General features: G+C 32.1%; 17 protein-coding genes. 3 read left to right on the top strand and 14 right to left on the bottom strand.

What is annotated here, in order from left to right; all coding sequences use genetic code 11:
• Positions 1-106: 106 nt before the first annotated feature.
• The 12 genes from ABNK64_RS07530 to ABNK64_RS07475 all read right to left on the bottom strand — a co-directional run bounded on the left by ABNK64_RS07530 (position 107) and on the right by ABNK64_RS07475 (position 12,392).
• The gene (locus tag ABNK64_RS07530) at positions 107-1,222 is read right to left on the bottom strand and encodes a M20 family metallopeptidase (RefSeq protein WP_349764003.1); all 1,116 of its coding nucleotides are present in this window, start codon (positions 1,220-1,222) and stop codon (positions 107-109) included.
• A gap of 18 nt (positions 1,223-1,240) precedes the next feature.
• Positions 1,241-2,596, bottom strand: a complete 1,356-nt coding sequence (gene dcuC / locus ABNK64_RS07525; RefSeq protein ID WP_349764002.1) for a C4-dicarboxylate transporter DcuC — start codon at positions 2,594-2,596, stop codon at positions 1,241-1,243.
• 57 nt (positions 2,597-2,653) lie between these two features.
• Entirely contained in the window at positions 2,654-4,258 is a 1,605-nt protein-coding gene (locus ABNK64_RS07520) for an FAD-binding protein (protein ID WP_349764001.1), read from the bottom strand.
• Positions 4,259-4,282: 24 nt separating this feature from the next.
• A complete protein-coding gene (locus tag ABNK64_RS07515) occupies positions 4,283-4,963 on the bottom strand; it encodes a 4Fe-4S dicluster domain-containing protein (protein ID WP_349764000.1) in 681 nt (226 codons plus the stop codon).
• A gap of 22 nt (positions 4,964-4,985) precedes the next feature.
• Positions 4,986-5,843: an FAD/NAD(P)-binding protein gene (locus tag ABNK64_RS07510; protein WP_300389777.1), complete on the bottom strand. Its 858-nt coding sequence runs from the start codon at positions 5,841-5,843 to the stop codon at positions 4,986-4,988.
• A 1-nt stretch (position 5,844) separates the two neighbouring features.
• Complete coding sequence (locus tag ABNK64_RS07505) at positions 5,845-6,870, bottom strand: 4Fe-4S dicluster domain-containing protein (protein WP_349763999.1); 1,026 nt, start codon at positions 6,868-6,870, stop codon at positions 5,845-5,847.
• On the bottom strand, positions 6,870-7,745 hold the full coding sequence (locus tag ABNK64_RS07500) for a 4Fe-4S dicluster domain-containing protein (RefSeq protein WP_349763998.1): 876 nt from the start codon (positions 7,743-7,745) through the stop codon (positions 6,870-6,872). Before ABNK64_RS07500 ends, ABNK64_RS07505 begins: the two co-directional genes overlap by 1 nt.
• Entirely contained in the window at positions 7,736-8,185 is a 450-nt protein-coding gene (locus ABNK64_RS07495) for a hydrogenase iron-sulfur subunit (protein WP_291255456.1), read from the bottom strand. The genes ABNK64_RS07500 and ABNK64_RS07495 overlap by 10 nt, the downstream gene beginning before the upstream one ends.
• Positions 8,173-10,158 carry a CoB--CoM heterodisulfide reductase iron-sulfur subunit A family protein gene (locus ABNK64_RS07490; protein ID WP_300341479.1) on the bottom strand — a complete coding sequence of 662 codons (1,986 nt, stop codon included), beginning with the start codon at positions 10,156-10,158 and terminating at the stop codon, positions 8,173-8,175. Before ABNK64_RS07490 ends, ABNK64_RS07495 begins: the two co-directional genes overlap by 13 nt.
• A 48-nt stretch (positions 10,159-10,206) precedes the next feature.
• Positions 10,207-10,620 (bottom strand): 4Fe-4S dicluster domain-containing protein, encoded by a 414-nt coding sequence (locus tag ABNK64_RS07485; RefSeq protein ID WP_349763997.1) that lies wholly within the window; start codon positions 10,618-10,620, stop codon positions 10,207-10,209.
• A gap of 14 nt (positions 10,621-10,634) precedes the next feature.
• Positions 10,635-11,417 (bottom strand): CoB--CoM heterodisulfide reductase iron-sulfur subunit B family protein, encoded by a 783-nt coding sequence (locus ABNK64_RS07480; protein ID WP_349763996.1) that lies wholly within the window; start codon positions 11,415-11,417, stop codon positions 10,635-10,637.
• A 294-nt stretch (positions 11,418-11,711) separates the two neighbouring features.
• A complete protein-coding gene (locus ABNK64_RS07475) occupies positions 11,712-12,392 on the bottom strand; it encodes a GntR family transcriptional regulator (RefSeq protein ID WP_349763995.1) in 681 nt (226 codons plus the stop codon).
• A gap of 228 nt (positions 12,393-12,620) precedes the next feature.
• On the opposite strand from ABNK64_RS07475, the gene ABNK64_RS07470 reads away from it, so the two are divergent.
• Positions 12,621-13,757 carry a M20 metallopeptidase family protein gene (locus tag ABNK64_RS07470; protein ID WP_349763994.1) on the top strand — a complete coding sequence of 379 codons (1,137 nt, stop codon included), beginning with the start codon at positions 12,621-12,623 and terminating at the stop codon, positions 13,755-13,757.
• A 61-nt stretch (positions 13,758-13,818) separates the two neighbouring features.
• Here ABNK64_RS07470 and ABNK64_RS07465 read toward each other — a convergent pair whose 3' ends face one another.
• Positions 13,819-14,988 carry a prolyl oligopeptidase family serine peptidase gene (locus ABNK64_RS07465; RefSeq protein WP_349763993.1) on the bottom strand — a complete coding sequence of 390 codons (1,170 nt, stop codon included), beginning with the start codon at positions 14,986-14,988 and terminating at the stop codon, positions 13,819-13,821.
• 32 nt (positions 14,989-15,020) lie between these two features.
• Positions 15,021-16,631, bottom strand: a complete 1,611-nt coding sequence (locus ABNK64_RS07460; protein WP_291258956.1) for a PTS transporter subunit EIIC — start codon at positions 16,629-16,631, stop codon at positions 15,021-15,023.
• Between the two features lie 233 nt (positions 16,632-16,864).
• Here ABNK64_RS07460 and ABNK64_RS07455 point away from each other — a divergent pair, with 233 nt between their 5' ends.
• Entirely contained in the window at positions 16,865-17,416 is a 552-nt protein-coding gene (locus ABNK64_RS07455; protein ID WP_300341465.1) for a MarR family transcriptional regulator, read from the top strand.
• A gap of 57 nt (positions 17,417-17,473) precedes the next feature.
• Complete coding sequence (gene hflX / locus ABNK64_RS07450) at positions 17,474-19,264, top strand: GTPase HflX (protein ID WP_349763992.1); 1,791 nt, start codon at positions 17,474-17,476, stop codon at positions 19,262-19,264.
• Positions 19,265-19,266 lie beyond the last annotated feature (2 nt).

Genomic DNA, 19,266 nt, shown 5'->3' with positions numbered 1-19,266 from the left:
TTTCTATTTTTTTTGCAAAAAAAGAAAAAGGCGTTGCAACTGATATTTAAAAATCATCAGTTTGCAACAGCCCCTTTAATTTTTATTTATAACTGAGTGAGTACTCTTAAATTATTTTTCTATCAATCATTTTTTGAATAACATTTTTAGCAAGTTTTATTCTCTCTTCAACTGTAGATATATCAAGATACTCATTTCTACTGTGGGCATCTCCACCAACAGGACCTACAGCATCAACAACTCCTACTCCTAATACTCCTAAAAAATTTCCGTCAGAACATCCACCAGCAACTTCCCAGTTATATTCTATTCCCATCTCTTTTTTACTTTCATCAAATAGCTCACGAAGAAGAGCAGATTTAGTATTAAGAACTAATGGAGGTCTATATCCAATCTCTGTAATCTTTACTTTGATTCCAGATACTTTTGGATTATTCTCTAAATTCTTCATAGTTTTTCTTATAGTTTCAAAAAACTCAACTTGATGAGATCTTCCCTCAAATTTTATAGAAGCATAGTCAGGAACGATATTAACTCCAGATCCACCTTCAATTAATCCGACATTTAAAGAGTTTTTAATCTCCCAATTATGTAGTTTAGAGATCTCTTCAACCCAGTGAGCAGCTTCAACTATTGCATTGATTCCCTCTTGTGGATAGTTACCAGCGTGAGAGGATTTACCAAAGAATTCCACTTGGTATTTAACAAGCCCTTTTCTTTCGATAACAGCATTTCCATTCTTACGAGCAGGTTCAAATACCATAGCATATTTAGCCTTTGCTCCAATTTCTTCTATAACTGGTCTTGAGTGAATTGAACTAATCTCTTCATCAGTATTCATAACAAGAGCTATTGTTATATCTTCATCTTTAAAGGCTTTAGCAACTTCAACCATTGATAGTACACCAGATTTCATATCATATACACCTGCACCAGTAGCTATATCTCCCTCTAGTTTATATGACCAAGCTGGAACAGTACCTTTTGGAAAAACAGTGTCATTGTGACCTAAAAACATTAGATCTATATCCTCAGAATCTCTATTTTTAGCAACTAATACAGGATTTTTTCCATCATTTTGAGGATAGATTTTAACTAACCAATCTTTTTCTAACTCTTTTTTAAATATCTCAGTAACTTCCTGTACACCCTCAGCAACGTTGCTTCCACAATCAATATTTACCAATCTTTCCAAATCTTTTAAAAATTTTTGCATATCCATAGATTTTCCCCCTTAATATTATCCGAAAAATATCATATTTGAAAGTAAGACAGTTATTAATCCACCTAACATAGGAATAGCAGTCCTTTTTACGACATCAAATGGAGAAACACCAGAGATTCCAGCTACAGCAACAATTACTGCTGTAATTGGAGATACACTTCTAGCTATTCCAGCTGATAATTGCATAGGCATAAGCATAATAATTGGATTTAAACCAACAGAGTTAGCTACAGCTGGAGCAAGAGCAGCAAAGGCAAAGAATGGAGCATTTCCAGAACCCATTAAGATAGATGAGACAACTATTATAGCTGTCATAACTAATATCATTGGTTGTGCTCCCAATCCAGCTGATTTAGTAGATTCTATAAGGGCATTGATAACTCCTATTTTAGTCAATCCTAAGGCAAAGAATTCTCCTGCTACAATAAGAGTAATTACATTTGCAAATTGATTTCCCATTGAAGTAAAAATAATTTTAAGTTCAGCAAGTGTAGATTTAAAAGCTTTTCTTCTAATACCCTCAATTATCATACTCAAAGTTATACTCATAAACATAGCTTCTATAACACCTATTTTAATAGTACTTCCAGTTAGTGGGCTGAATGTAAGTATTATCAAAAGTGGAATTATAGGAAGAAGTGCATAGAATTTAGGAACCACTTTTTCACTCCCTTGATTTTCAACTTTTGCATCATCTTTTGATATCTCTAAACTACTATCCATTTTTTTATTTACAAGATAGTGTAAAACTGTAATAACAACTATTGTTATTAGTGCAACAGGTATCTGATAGTTAGCAAAATAAAGAGCTGCATCCATTTCGGCAGTTTTTGAAGCAAGGACAGCATTTCCAGAAGCAGGTCCTAGATCTAAACAAGCAGCAGTCCCTATAACTGCAGTGGCTGATAGTGGAGATACCCCTAATGATACAAGGATAGGATATACAGTTACCATCAATAATACACCTAATCCTGAAGCACTTGGGATAAAGACATTTAATATCTGTCCAACTATGTATGATAGAGCTAAAACTATGTATGGTGAGTTCAATTTTTGTAAAGGCTTAATAGAAACTTTTACTAGAGCATTACTAGCTCCAATATGATCCATATACTTAGCAAAAGCTGATACAATCATTATAGCTAAACCAAGACTACCAGAAGTTTTTATAAAGTTTTTACTCAATTGAGCAAAAATATCTAAATATAGGGATCCAGTAGCACTTTTAGCCATCACAGGGGTATCATTCAAGATTATACCCCCAAGAAGTAGAGCTGCTCCACCTAAGATTAAAACTCCTTGAGCATGGTATTTTTTAACAATTAAATATCCTACAATTAAAATAATTAAAATTGCCACAATAAAATTCATTCTATTCCCCCTTAGATAATATAGTTATAGTTAATTTAAAAATTTATGGTATTAAAATTATTTATCTGCTCCGTGTCTATAACGAGGTAGTAAAAGTGGAGAAACTCTGTCAGTTTCGATACCATTTTTAATTAACTCCTTGTGATAGTCAGCCACATGTCCAAGAGTTAAATCTTTTATTACCACACTCTTACTTCTTTTTCCAGCATTTTTACCAGCTCTACGACCAAATACTATTATATCTAATAGAGAGTTACCCATTAATCTATTTCTACCATGTATACCACCAGCACACTCTCCAGCAACATATAGATTTTCTATTTTTGTCTCTCCAAACTCATTGATTAAAAGTCCTCCATTTTGATAGTGAAGAGTTGGATAGATTAAGATAGGCTCTTTAGTCATATCTATACCAAACTTTTTGAACATTCTATACATTGCAGGAAGTCTTTTTTCCAATGTTCCTTCTCCATGTATTATATCAATCAATGGAGTATCAAGCCAGACTCCAACTTCACCAGTAGGAGTATTTATTCCTTTTTTATTTACTTTACATTCATTTATTATAGCTGAAGCTTCAATATCTCTTGTTTCAAGATGATATACAAACTGTTCTCCATCAATATTTAGTGGAGTAGCTCCTAGACCTCTTACTTTTTCAGTAACAAGAGCTCCAAATATTTGTGAAGGGAAGGCAACACCTGTAGGGTGATATTGTATTGTGTCAGCAAAAGCAAGTTCAGCTCCAACTCTATATCCTAATACAAGACCATCTGCAGTAGCTCCATAGTGATTTGATGTAGGAAAACCTTGATAATGTAATCTTCCAGCTCCACCTGTTGTAAGTATAACAGTTTTAGCTTTTACTACTGAGTACTCCTCTGTTTCTAAATTGAATAAAATAGCACCTGCTACCTTTCCATCTAAATCCTTAATAAGCTCAACTACTGGAGAAAATTCAACAACTTCTACTCCTAAGTTTCTAACTTCATCTCTAAGGACACGCATTATTTCAGCTCCACTATAGTCAGCAGCTGCATGCATTCTCTTTCTTGAAGTACCACCACCATGGTTAGTGAGCATAGTTCCATCTTCCTCTTTATCAAACATCACTCCAAAATCATTTAACCATTTAATTGCTTCAGGTGCATCTTGAACAAGTGCCTTAACTAGTTCTGGAACATTTGTAAAGTGTCCTCCACCCATTACATCAAGGTAATGTTTTGCTGGAGAGTCGTCTGCTTTATCCGCAGCTTGTATTCCACCTTCTGCCATCATTGTATTGGCATCACCAAAACGAAGTTTAGTAGCTATCATTACTTTTGCCCCTGTTTTAACTGCTTCTATTGCAGCAGAAGCACCAGCTCCACCAGCTCCAACAATCAGGACATCAACATCATGATCAATTTTTTCGAGGTTGATCTTGTCCATCTCAATTCTACTCTTAGCTTCTATTAAATTTGCCAATTCCAAAGGGACTTTTTCACCTTTATTCACTCCTAAATTTATTGTTCTAAAGCCACTTTCAATATAGTCTGGGTGATTTTTCTTTAATATTTCTAGTTTTGCTTCAGGAGATAATCTAGGAAAATCATGTCCAAGTCTTTTTGAACGAGTTGCTTCAACTTTCTTTATAAGTTCTCTCATTTCTGCTGTATACATCAACAAACCTCCAATTTATACATTTTATTTAGTTATATCTCTATGATTATATAAGTCTTTAAGTTCATCAATACTTTTACTCATTAACTCATCAAGTTCTGCAGCCATTCTTCCCTCTTCAATCTCTTGAACTCTTATATCTAAATGTTCACTTTTGGGAGCGATATATTTTCCTGTAATACGACGAGCTAATAAACCTACATTAAAATGAGTAATTCCAGCAGGGCATCTTGTAGCACAGATACCACAACCTACACAATCAAAAGATTCTTCAGCACATTTTTCAAACTCTCCTCTTTGGGCATAAGCAATATACTGCATTACATTTAATCCTTGTGAACACCCTTTGGTACATGAGTTACAACCTATACACTTATATAGTTCTGGATACATCTCTCCCATTGTCTCAGCTGTAGGTTCAATTTTTTCCATATCATACACTGCTTTCTTTCCAGGGAAAAATGGTATTTGAGTAAGATACATTCCATCTTCAACTTTACTTTGACAAGCAAGGACTACTTTTAATTCATTATCTCCCTTTGTTCTATATACAGTAGCACAAGCTCCACAGAAACCTGATCTACATCCACAACCTCTTATAAGTTGGTATCCAGCATATTCCATTGCATCCATTATTGTAAGTGTTGAAGGAACAGAATATTTTTTTCCTAATATAAATACATCAACCATTTGTTTTTCAGTCATTTCTCTCTCCTTACTATTTTAATTAATATTCGTTTGGAAGCTCTTGAATCTCATCACATCTAAATACTGGTCCATCTTTACAAACATATTTATCACCAATATTACAACGTCCGCACTTCCCTACTCCACACTTCATTTTTAATTCAAGTGTTGTGAATACCTGCTCCTTTTTAAAACCAATCTCCTCTAAACCTTGTAATACAAATTTTATCATAATAGGAGGGCCACATACTAGAGCCACTTTATTATTATCTAATCCTAGCTCTTTCACATAGTTTGGAACAAACCCAACATGTCCATTCCAACCTTCAAACTCTCTATCTACAGTGAGATGAACCTTTGTATCTTTTTGAGTTGGCCATACATTGAAGATATCATTTTGATGTACTAAATCATCAGGAGTACGAGAACCATATACTATATCAACTTTCCCATAGTTTTCACGATTATCCATCACATAATTAATTACAGAACGAAGTGGAGCAAGTCCTATACCTCCAGCTATAAAAAGAAGATCCTTTCCCTTTAAAGCAGACTCTTCCACAGGGAAATTATTTCCATAAGGACCTCTTATACCTATCTCTGATCCCTCTTCAAGTTGGTGAATATAATCAGTTACTATTCCACATTTTTTTATACTGCACTCTATATACTCTTTTACTGTAGGAGAGGAAGTTATAGAAAATATAGCTTCACCAATAGGTGGAACTGAGATCATAGCACACTGTCCAGGCATAAAATCAAAGGGTTTTCCTCCTTCTAGACTCTCTATTCTGAATGTTGTAACATCAGGAGTATCTTTTCTAATATTAGTTATAACTGCCACTTTGGGCATTAAAGGATCATTATCATGATCATGGCAACCACAATTACAGCTCATCTTATTCCTCCCCCAATCTCTTAATTACTCTTACTATGTTTAATCCTACAGGACACTTTTCTATACATCTTCCACACCCTACACAAGAGTATAATCCATCATGATTTTTAGGATAATACACTAGTTTATGCATAAATCTTTGTCTTACTCTTTGAAGTTGAGAAGTTCTTGGATTTCCATGTGCCATACGTGTGAAATCTGAAATCATACAAGAGTCCCAACATCTATATCTCTCACCACTATTTCCACCATCATAATCTTTTACATCATAACAGTGACAAGTAGGACAGACAAAAGTACATGATCCACAAGCTAAACATTTTTTACTTAATTCTTCCCAAAAATCTTCCATTTCAAAAATATCTTGTTGTGTCTTTGTTATTTTTTTAGGATCTAACTTTCTTAATGAAAGATTTTCCAATTTGATTTTTATCTCTCTTTTTAACTCTACAAGTTCTGAACTCTCCCCATCTTCTAAAAGGATAGCTACAGAGTTTAATAGTTTTTCTCCCTTTTCACTTTTAGCATCTAAATAGAGGTAATCTCCTTTCTCCCAAGTAGCAATATCTGCAAGTGGAGAGGCTTCAGATGCATCTATTCCAAAAGCTGAACAAAAGCAAGTCTCTTCAGGATTGTTACAAGCCAAAGTAACTATTATTCCTCTATCCCTGTGAGCTTTATAGTAAGTATCTACTGGTTGTCTTAAAAAGATATTATCCATAACTTTAAAACTTGCTGCATCGCAATTTCTTACTCCAAATAAGACATACTCTCTATCTTCTACAGCTACTGGTGTAAGCTCAAGCTTTTTCTTATTAAGTTTAAATTTTAGATAAGTTTCAGTTTGTGGAAAGACAAACTCTTTAACAGATGAATTTGTTTTCAAAATATCTAACCTTATATTTTTATCTGTTTCATATGCTCCAAAATTAATTAAAGTTCCTTGTTCCATTGGAAGAAATAAATCAAAGTTGTTACTGATACTTTCCCATAGCTCTGGTAAATTGCTCTTTAAAATTCTTTTCATTATTTCCCTCCTTTTTTTACTGCAAAATTATCTTTATCCTCTAAAGTATAAGATACTAGTGGTGAAGGTGTAGTTGAATCCATTCCTGCTTCCCATTCACCATAAGTTTCATTTAGATCTTTTATTATCTTTCTATTGAGAAGATCTAGCCTTATATGAGCTGGACACACTCTTGCACATTCACCACAATCTACACAGTTTCCTGCGACATGATAAGCTCTTGTTAAATGGAAAAATCCATTTTCAGTTTCTAAGTTAGCTTTTCCCAATACATTTATATCATCATTATCAAATACACACTTTACACAGCTACATGCTGGACAGATATTACGACAAGCATTACATCTTATACATCTTGAAAATTCATTTGACCAAAACTCATATCTTTCATCAGCACTCATATTTTCAAGGATTTTAACCTCTCTAAATCTCTCCTCTGGATCACCAGAAGAGACTATTTCATCTCCTATTAGTTCATCGTAAACTACGGGATTAGGATGAAGACAATTCTCACATTTACTATATTTCTTATTTTTAGAATCTAACATTCCAGAGCAAGGCAGACCCCAAACATATATTTTATCTCTCTCAATTCTGTTATCTCTTAATAGTTGATTAAATCCTAAAGAGTCACACCCTTTTAAGAAAATTCCAATCTTTTCATATTTTTTACTCTCTTCAATTAAGTATTTACTTAAATTATTTACACAGTAGTTATCGAACACAAGGGAATCTACCTTATCAGCTTCAGTTATAAAAACAGGAGTAGATTCAAAAGAAAAGTCACCTTTTTCCCATCCAATAACCATCTGAACTTTATTATTTAAAAGAGCTTCTTTGGCTATTTCTCTAATTTTTTCAGTCATTATTTCCATCTACCATCCTTCAACTTTTTATTTGGTCCAAGTCTATGAACATTTTCTAAAACCTCATTCATAACTGTAGCAAACTTATTTGCTTCAGCTGCTGATATCCAGTCAATTTTGAATCTCTCTTTTTCAATCCCTAGATACTCAAGAAGATTTATAAAGATTGAGAAACGACGTCTTGTGTAGTAATTTCCTGTTGAATAGTGACAATCTCCAGGATGACAACCAGCTATGACTACTCCATCAGCCCCTTTTTGAAAAGCTCTTATTATAAAATTGGTATTAACTCTACAAGAGCAAGGAACTCTTATAATCTTTACATTTGCAGGATAATTCAATCTACTAGTTCCTGCAAGATCAGCTCCTGCATAACTACACCAGTTACAGCAGAATGCAACTATTAAAGGTTTAAACTCCTCTTTCTCTATTTTTTCTACAGACGACATATTGCATCTACCTCCGCCATAATTTGTTTATTTGAAAATCCTTTTAGATCAAGTGCCCCTGGACGACAAGATACTGTACAACCTCCACAACCTTGACACAGAGCTTCATTTACAGTAGCTACAAGTTTTCTAACAATTTTTCCATGATCATTTAGATCTGTCATTTTTAATGTAATAGCATCATATGGACACATTTCAGCACATTGACCACAACCACTACAAAGATCAGTATTAACTGATGAAACGCAAGGATTTGTAACTAGTTTATCCTTACTCAAAAGGATAATAGCTTTAGCAGCAGCAGCACTTGCTTGAGCTACTGTCTCTGGTATATCTTTAGGACCTTGACAAGCTCCTGCTAAATATATTCCTGCTGAAGCTGTTTCTACTGGTTTTAATTTAGGATGAGCTTCAGTAAAGAAATTATTTGTGTCTCCACTTATATTTAATTTTCTTTTTAAAGCAACAGCATCATCTTTAGCTTTAGTTGCAGCTGCTAATACAACCATATCAGCATCTATTACCACAGTTTGACCTGTGAGAGCATCTACACCATTTACCATGAGTTTATCCCCTTGAGGGAATACTTTTCCTACCATACCTTTGATATATTGTACTCCATACTCCTCAACTGCTCTTCTTTGAAATTCATCAAAGTTTTTACCAGGTGTTCTTACATCTATATAGAAAACATATGCCTCTATATCAGGATATTTATCTCTTAATAACATTGCATGTTTAGCAGTATACATACAACATATTTTAGAGCAGTATGATTTTCCTCTTTCACTAGTATCTCTTGAACCAACACATTGTACAAAGACAACTTTTTTAGGCTTAGTGTGATCTGAAAGCTTTAGAAGTTTACCATGAGTAGGTCCAGCTGCATTTGTTAATCTCTCAAACTCCAATGAAGTAATTACATTTGGATGACTATAGTTATACTCTCCAAACTTAGAAAGATCTATTAGATCATAACCAGTTGCCACAACTATAGCCCCGTATTTTTGCTCTATTATCTCATCTTTTTGAGTAAAATCTATAGCTTTAGCTGTACAAAGTTTTTCACAGATACCACATTTACCAGTTTTCATCTTTATACATTGAGTTGTATCAATAACTGGAACATTTGGTACTGCTTGAGCAAAAGCTTTATAGATTGCTCCTCTATTAGTAAGATTTTCTTCAAATTCATTTGTAGCTTTTCTAGAAGGGCATTTCTCTACACAGATACCACAACCTGTACACTTATCCATATCTACATATCTAGCTTTCTTTTTAATAGAAACTGTAAAATTTCCTACATATCCATTTACAGCTTCAATTTCACTATATGTGTGTAGAGTGATATTTGGATGCATTGAAGCATCAACCATTTTTGGTGTTAATATACAAGCAGAACAGTCTAATGTAGGGAAAGTTTTATCTAATTGAGCCATCTTTCCACCGATACTTGGTTGTTTTTCAACAATATCAACTTTATAACCTGCATCAGCAATATCTAAAGCTGTCTGTATTCCAGCAATACCTCCACCAATTACTAAGGCTCTTTTCTCTACTTGACTCTCTCCAGCTGTAAGTGGTGCATTTAATAGTGCCTTAGCAACTGCAGCCTTAACAAGAGATATAGCTTTTTCTGTACCCTCTTCTTTATTTTTGTGAACCCATGAACAGTGTTCTCTAATATTTGCTATCTCTACAAGATATGGATTTAATCCAGCTTTTTCAGCTGCATTACGAAATGTTGTTTCATGCATTCTTGGTGAACATGAAGCAACTACTACTCTAGTTAAATTGTGTTCTTTGATAGCATCTTTTAACATTGTTTGACCAATCTCAGAGCACATATATTGATAATTCATTGAATATACAACGCCTGGTATATCTTTAGCAACTTCTGCAACTTTTTCAACATCTACTGTTCCTGCTATGTTATTACCACACCAGCATACAAAAACTCCAACTCTTTGCAATATTTTTCCTCCTCATATAAAGTAATTAATTTACTAATTTAAACAACTTTATTTACTATATTTACGAAATGCACTCATAAAAGCTTGTTGAGGTATTTTCTTATCTGCCATCAATTTTGGTATATCCTCAACTTTTAATCTATTCTCATCTTTTTTTCTTATAATAGTTAACCTCACTGCTTCCATTAATTTGCATAGATCAACATTTCTTGGACAACGAGAAGCACAGTTAAAACATGAAGCACAAGTCCAAATAGTTTTACTCTCCTTTACTGACTCTAAATCTCCCATTTGAAGATATCTAATGATTTGGTGTGGAAGAATATCCATTCCATCAGTAGCTGGACAGCCAGCACTACATTTTCCACACTGCATACAATTAGCTATTTTTTCCTTGCTGATCTCCTCAATTAAAAGGATCTCTTTTTTATTTTTATTGAAAACCTTTTTCTCTCTTTCCACTCTTCCTCCCTAAATTAACCAATAATCTCTTCTATTCCAAGAGCTTCTGCTAAGATCTCAGTAAAATATTTTATTGGTAACTCATTTTTAAGTTCAAGATTATATTTGCATAATGGACAAGCTGTGACAAGTTCCATAGCATTATTTTCAACAGCTGATGCTATGATATTATTGCTCATCTTTTCAGTAAGCTCTTTATTGTTGACAGCAAGATAAGCACCACAACACTCATTTCTATATGGATAAACTACTGGTATTCCACCAAGAGCTTCTATGAATTCTTCAATAATAGTTGGATTTTCAGGGTCATCTACCTGCATCTGTTTATGAGGTTTTAATAACATACAACCATAGTATGCTCCGATTTTACGATTTAATGGATTAACAACTTTTTCTTTAAGTTTATCAAATCCAAACTCATTTTTTAACATCTCTAAATAGTGAATAACTTCTCCCTCTCCACTATATATATTTTCTAGTTCAAGGTAATTGTTGGCCTTTTTTCTAAAATTTTCATCTATTTTAAGATCTTCATTTGTTCTTTTTAATACATGATGACAAGCAGTACAAATTGTTACTAACTTTCTTTTTTCAGTATGAGCATCTACCAAACTTCTAACTGCAGAAAGTCTTGTAGCAATCTCATTACTTGCTAATGGATAGACAGCTCCACAACATTGCCACTCTTTCTGTTCAATTAAATCAATCCCTAAAACCTTCGCTGAATCTAGTCCATATTTTTCAAGCTTTTGAGCTTTTGTTTTTAATGTACAACCAGGATAATAGCTAAATTTCATTATTCACTCTCCTTAAATTGATAATAATTACGTCTATTTGATTTATTTTTGACTTTAAAGTTTAAAATACGAACCTAATATATTAATATATCAATATAATATATTAATATGTGTTTTATGTCAATGTTTTTTTCTTCAATAATTTATTAAAGTTATAAAATTAATATATTTTAGTTCAACTTTTAAACTAAATTATTAACATAAAGTCGATAAATTAAATATTGAATAAAAAAAAGCATCGTGAATTTAAACACGATACTTTTAAGTGATACATAGTAATAGTTTGTTAAATTATTATTTAAAATACTCAGGGTATTCCTCAATAAGTAGAGGGAGCTTTTTTTTCAATCTAACGAAGTGTTGATCTAAAGCTTCTTGAGCTAGTTCAGGTCTTCTATTTTTTATTATTTCATATATTTGTTCATGACTTTTTAAAATATAATCATCTTTAATTTTGTTAGAAGAGTTTAGTTTTCTAACTCTAAGATAGTCATAAAACTCTTTAGAAGTTATTTTATAAAGCTCAGTAAAACCCACTCCTGTAAATATAATTCTATGAAAATCAACATCCAATTTGTGATATTCTTCAGCATTTTTGGTTGTGTGATAAATAAACTTTTGCTTTTCTATATTTTCCTTTAATCTATCTAAATACTCTTGTGGAAAGTTACTACAAGCTAATTGTATCATTTTTACTTCAACACAAATTCTTAAAATTTGTCCAATTTCAAATTTATCTTTATCTATCTTCTTTACAAAAGTACCACTCTGAGGGAGTGTTTTTATTAGACCATCATGTTTTAATAGAAGAAGAGCCTCCCTTATAGGGGTACGGCTAACATTAAAAATTGCTGAAAGTTCTTGCTCTTTAATCTCCGCACCTGGTAATAAGTTTAATTCTAAAATATTCCTTTTTAAATTCTTATAAACAAAGTCAGCATTTGTTTTTCCTACTATATTTTCATATATTTTCATATTTTTTCCTTCCTATAGTTCTTATGTTAATAAAATCTATGCACCCTAATATGATTATAACATAAAAAAAATTTTTTTAAATAAAAATTTAAAAAATATTTTTCACGATAATGTTTGTTTTTTTAATTTCTTGTTTATATATTGACATCAGAGTTGTAAAAATATATAATCGAATTGTATATAAAATAAACGGTTAATAAATTTCAGTAATTTAAAAGGAGAGATTTTATGGAGAATTTTTTTTACGAAACTAGATCAAAATTACATCAAATGCCTGAAATAGCTTTGAGTGAGTACAACACAGCTGCATTTATAAGAGAGTTTTTAAAAGATTTAAAAATAGATTATGAAGAGATAGGAACAAGTACTCTTGCTATTTTTAGAGGAGAAGAGGATATTTGGTTAGGATTTAGAGCTGATATTGATGCACTTCCTCTACAAGAGGAGGGGGAAAAGGAGTATAAATCGAAAATTGACGGAATGATGCATGCTTGTGGACATGATGGACATACTACTAATCTTCTATATTTTGCTAAATGGATAAAGGAACAGATTGATAATGGGATTAAATTAAAAAAATCAATCATGCTCATATTCCAAGCTGGAGAAGAGGGAAGAGGAGGAGCTAGATTTATTGCTCAATCTGATAATTTTAGGAGTAGAAAATTTGAAGGTATTTTCGGTATGCATGTAATGCCACAACTTGAAGAGGGAAAAATAGCAATAGCTAGAGGTGCTTTAAGTTTTCAAAATATAAATTTAGATATTGAAATAGTAGGAAAAGGTTGCCATGGTGCTCAACCTCATCAAGGGATTGATTCTATATTAGTTGGAGCCAAGCTTGTAGAGGCTTATCAATCAATTGTTTCAAGAAATATTGATCCAAATAAAACTGTAGTTGTCACAATTGGTAGCTTTAAAGCTGGTGAGGTTAGAAATATAATTCCTGATAAAGTTAATATTTTAGGAACTATAAGACTTATTGATACATCTCTTATTGAATTTTTAAGAGAGAGAGTAACAAGTATAAATGAAGGATTGGAAAGAGCTTTTGGAGTTAAGATAAATATGAATTTTATGCCATTTTATCCACCAGTTATTAACTCTGATGAGCTTTATGATATTGTTGAAAAAGTACTTCCTGAAGAGCAAATAGTAAGAGATGTTAGATTGACTGGTTCTGAAGATTTTTCATTTTATTTACAAGAGGGGAATAGAGGATTTATGTTCCTGTTAGGAATAAGAAATGAGGAGAGAGGATTTATATATCCACTACACAGTCCTAAATTTGATTTTGATCCAAAAGTATTAAAATATAGTTTTGAAGCTTTTAAGGGAATATTGAAAGAGATGAAGGTTATATAGTAGAAAAATTATAAAAAAACAGAACAAACTATTAAATAATTTGTTCTGTTTTAATTATATTTTATTTAGCTTTCTTTTTAGAAGCTATCCATTGAAAAATATGTGTTCCCTCTTCATTTACAGGATCATTGTGTAGAGTATAAAAATATGAACCATGAGGATCATAATGATAGCCATCACGTTGAACATTTTTATATTCAGTATAAATAACATCTGAACCACTGTTTTTTAAGTAATTAAAAGAATTTCTTGAATTATTGACAGAAACAGTTGTATCATCTGAAGCATGCACTAGCCAGATAGGTATATTTTTTATTTTATCTAGCTCCTGCTTTGAGGGTTCATAGGCAGGACAAGTAATAAAAGCTGCTGCAAATAGATTAGGTGAGTGTACTAGTGTCTTGAATGTTTGGTATCCACCCATAGAACAACCGCCGATATATACTCTATCTCTATCAATATCAGGATTTTTTTCAATATAATCCTCTATTAGTTTCACTAAATCAGGAGTGTAGTCTTTTTTACCTACAAGCTCTCTATCTCCTACCATAAATGATTTCATCCAGAAAGTAGGAGTTTGAGGAGCCAAAATATAGGGAGAATCAAATATCTTTTGAGAACTTTCTTCAGAGAAAGCAACTCCACCACGATTTCCTAAAATTTGAGTGATATTACTTTCACCACCCTCTCCAGCTCCATGCAACCAAATAATTAGAGGATGTTTTTTACTATTTTTTTCAGGTTTAAAATCTCTGTACTGTAAACCATATTTTTCACCAGAGGTAAATTTATCAACCTCTTTAATTTTTAATGATTCCATCTTATATGAAAATTCATCATTTTTTATTATCTTACCACTTTCAGTTGTTAGATTTTTATTTTGTATTAAAGAGTATTTAATAGGAAGCTCTATATTAGAGAATTTCTCATTATCCCAATACAGCATCCCTGCACCCTTTACTCCTTGACCATGCTCAAGCTCCAAAACAAGAGTATCTTTATTTAAAAAGTTAATACCAGTTATTTTTCTTTCATTAGAAGATGTATTTAAAATTTTAAAGCTATTGATATTTATAGAGTTTGGATCTAAATTTTCTTTAAAATTAACAACTATTTGTGTTGTCTGTGGGCCATAATCAAAAACTTCTCCAACTACATTGAAAGGAATTTCATTACCAAAAATTAATGTAGAAGTTATTCCAAAAGCTAATAAAAATTCTTTTGTTTTCAAAATAATCTCCTCCCTAGATGCCTTTATAGTTATTATAAACCGTATTTTTTAATTATCTTATTTTTATAGATCTCAGCTTGAGTTCCATAGATTATTTGTATTCCTTCACCACTTCTGATAACTCCTTGAGATTTTAACTCTTTCCATCTACTATCATCAGCAACTTTGCTACTATCTATTACAGTAACTCTAAGTCTAGTAATACAAGCGTCTATCCCTTTTATGTTTTCAACTCCACCAAGAGCTTCAACAATCTCATCAGTTAGGTCTTCTTTTGAATTTCCTTGATAATCTTTTCTAGTATAAAGTTTTGCTTCACTCTCATTTCTTCCAGGAGTACTATAGTTAAATTTTTCAATCATAAATTTAAATATGAAATAGTACATTATAGAGTAAAGTGGTCCTAAGATTAGAATCCATTGATATGAAGTTTTAGCTGTTCCTTGTAAAAGTCCAAAGAAAGTAAAATCTATAATTCCTCTCGAAAAAGTGATACCAACAGCAACGTTTAAGAAATGTAATACACCATAAGCAATACCTTCTAAAAGTGCATGTAAAACATATAGAGGTGGAGCAACAAATAGGAAAGTAAATTCCAATGGTTCAGTTATTCCAGTCAAGAAAGAAGTAAGAGCAGCAGAAGCTAATATTCCTTTAACTTTTGCTTTGTTACTTGCATCAGCACATCTATACATAGCAAAGGCAGCAGCAGGTAAACCAAACATCATAGGTAAAAATCCACCTGTCATTGTTCTAGTTGCATCAGCAGAATAATGTAGAATAGTTGGATCTGCTAATTGAGCAAAGAAGATTTTTTGCCCTCCAGATACCAATTTCCCAGCTACTTCCATAGTTCCACCCAATTCAGTATACCAGAATAAAGGATAAACAGCGTGGTGTAATCCAAATACATTTAAAAGTCTAGCTGTAAATCCATAAAGGAAAGTACCGATAGGCCCCATTGCTGTAAATGCTGCTCCAGCTTTAACAACACCAGCAAAAATTGAAGGCCAAATAAATGGAACTACTACTCCTAAAGGAATAAAAAATACCATTGTTAATACTGGCACCAATCTATTTCCACTAAAGAAAGCTAGATAATCTGGTAATGTTTTATTTGAAAATCTGTTAGTTATCATAGCAGATACACAACCACATATAATTCCACCTAAAACTCCAGTTTGTAGAGTGAATATACCCAACTCTTTTGTATATAGGGCAGCTTTTCCAACAGCTATATCATAAGAGAAACCTTGATCCATAAAAGCTTGAACAGTAGTAGTTTCAGGAGTATAACCCATAAATCCTAAAACAGTTCCAATTACTGTATGGAAAAGTAGAAAACCTAATAAACCAGATAGAGCAGCAGTCTCTTTATTTTGATTTGCTAATCCAATGGCAACACCAACTGCAAATATAACAGATAGATTGGCAAAAACAAATAAACCTGAATTTGAGAAAAGAACAAGTATTTTATTCAATATTGTTCCTGGCTCTAAAAATGTAAGATGATAAGTTTCAATGATAGCTTTAGATGTAAAAGCACCACCAACTCCTAACAATATTCCAGCCATTGGTAAAACGGCTATTGGAAGCATAAAAGCTCTACCTACTCTTTGTAGGATAGAAAAACCTTTTTTCATAAAATAATCCCTCCTAAAAATTATAAAATTATATATTTTAAGTATACTGAACTAATATATATAAGTCAATATGTCAAAAATGGACGTGTTTTCACAAATAGAACTGTAAAAAATAGTTGTCTAGGAAACAATACTGTTCTAATACACTTTGACTTTATACTTAGAAAAACATTGAAAAATTGAGTGTTTTAGAGTATAATGTTTCCTATGAAACTATCATAATTCGGAATGAGGTGAAAAAAATTTCTAGCAAAGTTATAAAAAAATTTTTTAATTTGATAGAGGATAGCAAAGAGTTTTATAAAGATTTTTTAAAATCAGATAGAGGTGAAGGATATATTCCAGAGATATATTTGGAGATGCAGGAGTTTGTTTATGCCAATGATAAATATATGTCCTCACTAAAAGAGGGACTAAATGGAGAGTTAAATTTTGCTGATTACAATCATATATATTGTATTGGTTCAAGTGAAAAAATAAATATAACTCAACTTTCTAAAAAGATAAAAAACAGTAAAGGATATACTAGTAAGGTTATAAAGAAATTATTGATGCTTAGATATATAAGAACATATCAAGAAGAGGGAAATAAAAAAGATGTGTATATTGAATTGACAAAAAATGGAAGGATAGCTTATGAAGAGATCTGTGATAAAATAGAAAATATAGAGAAAGATTTTTACCAGTTCTTGTGGGAAAATTTTAGTGAAGAGGAGTTAAAATTTTTATATAGTTTTTTTATAAAGATAAATAAATTTCAGAATGAACAGATTACTAAGCTATAAAATATATGACTATTGTGTTATAATATAAAAGAGAATAATTGTTGGAGTTGATATTTAATGATAAGAGGAAATACAGAGGGAATTAAGGACTATATTTTAAAAGAATTGGATTCTCTTTATGATGTGAGTGTAGAAAAAAATAGATTGATTGAGCCAGAGATGTTGATGCTTATAGCTCAAATTAGTAATAAGATAAATAGAGAGATCAATATTGCCATTGATAGAAGAGGAAATGTAACAGAGATTTCAATAGGGGATAGTAGTAGTGTACAGCTTCCTATTATGGATATTCAAGAGAGAAGGTTGTCGGGAATAAGAGTGATACACACTCATCCAAGTGGAAGTTCAAACCTTTCAAATATAGATATATCTGCTTTGTTAAAGTTAAAACTTGATTGTATAGCAGCTATTGGAATAACTGAGGATAGAATAACTGGAGTTTCCCTAGGATTTTGTAGTGTAGAAAATAATGAATTGGTTCAAGAGATAGTAGGACCATTGAGTGTAGAGGAAGCAACTAATTATCCTATGATTGATAAATTTGATGAGATAGAGTCTATTCTTAGAAAAAGGGATATAGTGGAGAATGATACAGAGTATGCTGTACTAGTAGGAATAGATACACAGGAAAGTTTAGATGAGTTGGCAGAGTTAGCTAGAGCCTGTAATGTACAGGTAGTTGGAAGATTTATGCAGAAGAAAAATAGAATTGATTCTTGCTTTTTTATAGGGACAGGAAAAGCACAGGAGTTAGCTGTATATAAACAAATAAAGAGGGCTAATCTGATAATTTTTGACGAAGAGTTAACAGGAATGCAGGTAAAGAATCTAGAGATGATTACAGGTTGTAAAGTTATAGATAGAACAACTCTAATTCTTGAAATTTTTGCAAGAAGAGCTAGAACTAGAGAAGCTAAGATTCAAGTTGAATTAGCACAGCTGAAATATAGAAGTACTAGACTTTTAGGATTGGGAAGTACAATGTCTAGAACAGGTGGAGGAGTAGGTACAAAAGGACCTGGAGAGAAGAAGTTAGAGATAGATAAAAGAAGAATTAGAGAGACTATCTACGATTTAAAACAGGAATTAGAAAAAATTAGAAAAACAAGGGTTACACAAAGGGAGAAAAGAGAGGAGTCTGGAATTCCTAAAATATCTCTTGTAGGATATACTAACGTTGGAAAATCTACCCTAAGAAATCTTTTAGTAGATCTATACCCAGCTGATAATACCTCTAAAAAAGAGTCAGTTTTTGCTGAAAATATGTTATTTGCAACTTTAGATATAACAACAAGAGCAATATTATTGCCAGATAAAAGAGTGGCTTCATTGACAGATACAGTTGGATTTGTAAGAAAATTGCCACACGACTTAGTTGAGGCTTTTAAATCAACATTGGAAGAGGTTAGTTTTTCAGACTTAATAATACATGTGGTTGATGCTTCTAGTGATACTGCGATTGAGCAGATAGTAGCAGTTGAAAGGGTATTAAAAGAGTTAGATGCTATGGATAAATCTATGTTTTTGGCACTAAATAAGTGTGATCAAGCAACTCCAGAGCAGTTAGAGAGTTTAAAAGAGAAGTTCCCAAATTACAAAACAATAGAGATAAGTGCTAAAACTAAGTTAAATATTGATGAATTTTTACAATTGGTAGTGGAGTTATTGCCTCAAACAACAAGAGTTTGCACATATCTTATACCATATAGTGATTCATCTATGGGAGCATATTTACATAGAAATTCAATAATTCAAAGTGAAGAGTATGAAGGAGAGGGTTTAAAGATTTCTGCTGTTGTAAATAATGAAGTGTATAACAGATGTAAAAAATATTTAATTGAGGGATGATT

The organism is Fusobacterium sp. SYSU M8D902, from assembly GCF_040199715.1.
GTDB lineage: Bacteria > Fusobacteriota > Fusobacteriia > Fusobacteriales > Fusobacteriaceae > Fusobacterium_A.
Note: the sequence above shows the minus strand (reverse complement) of the source record. Positions and strands in the feature narration are given on the sequence as shown.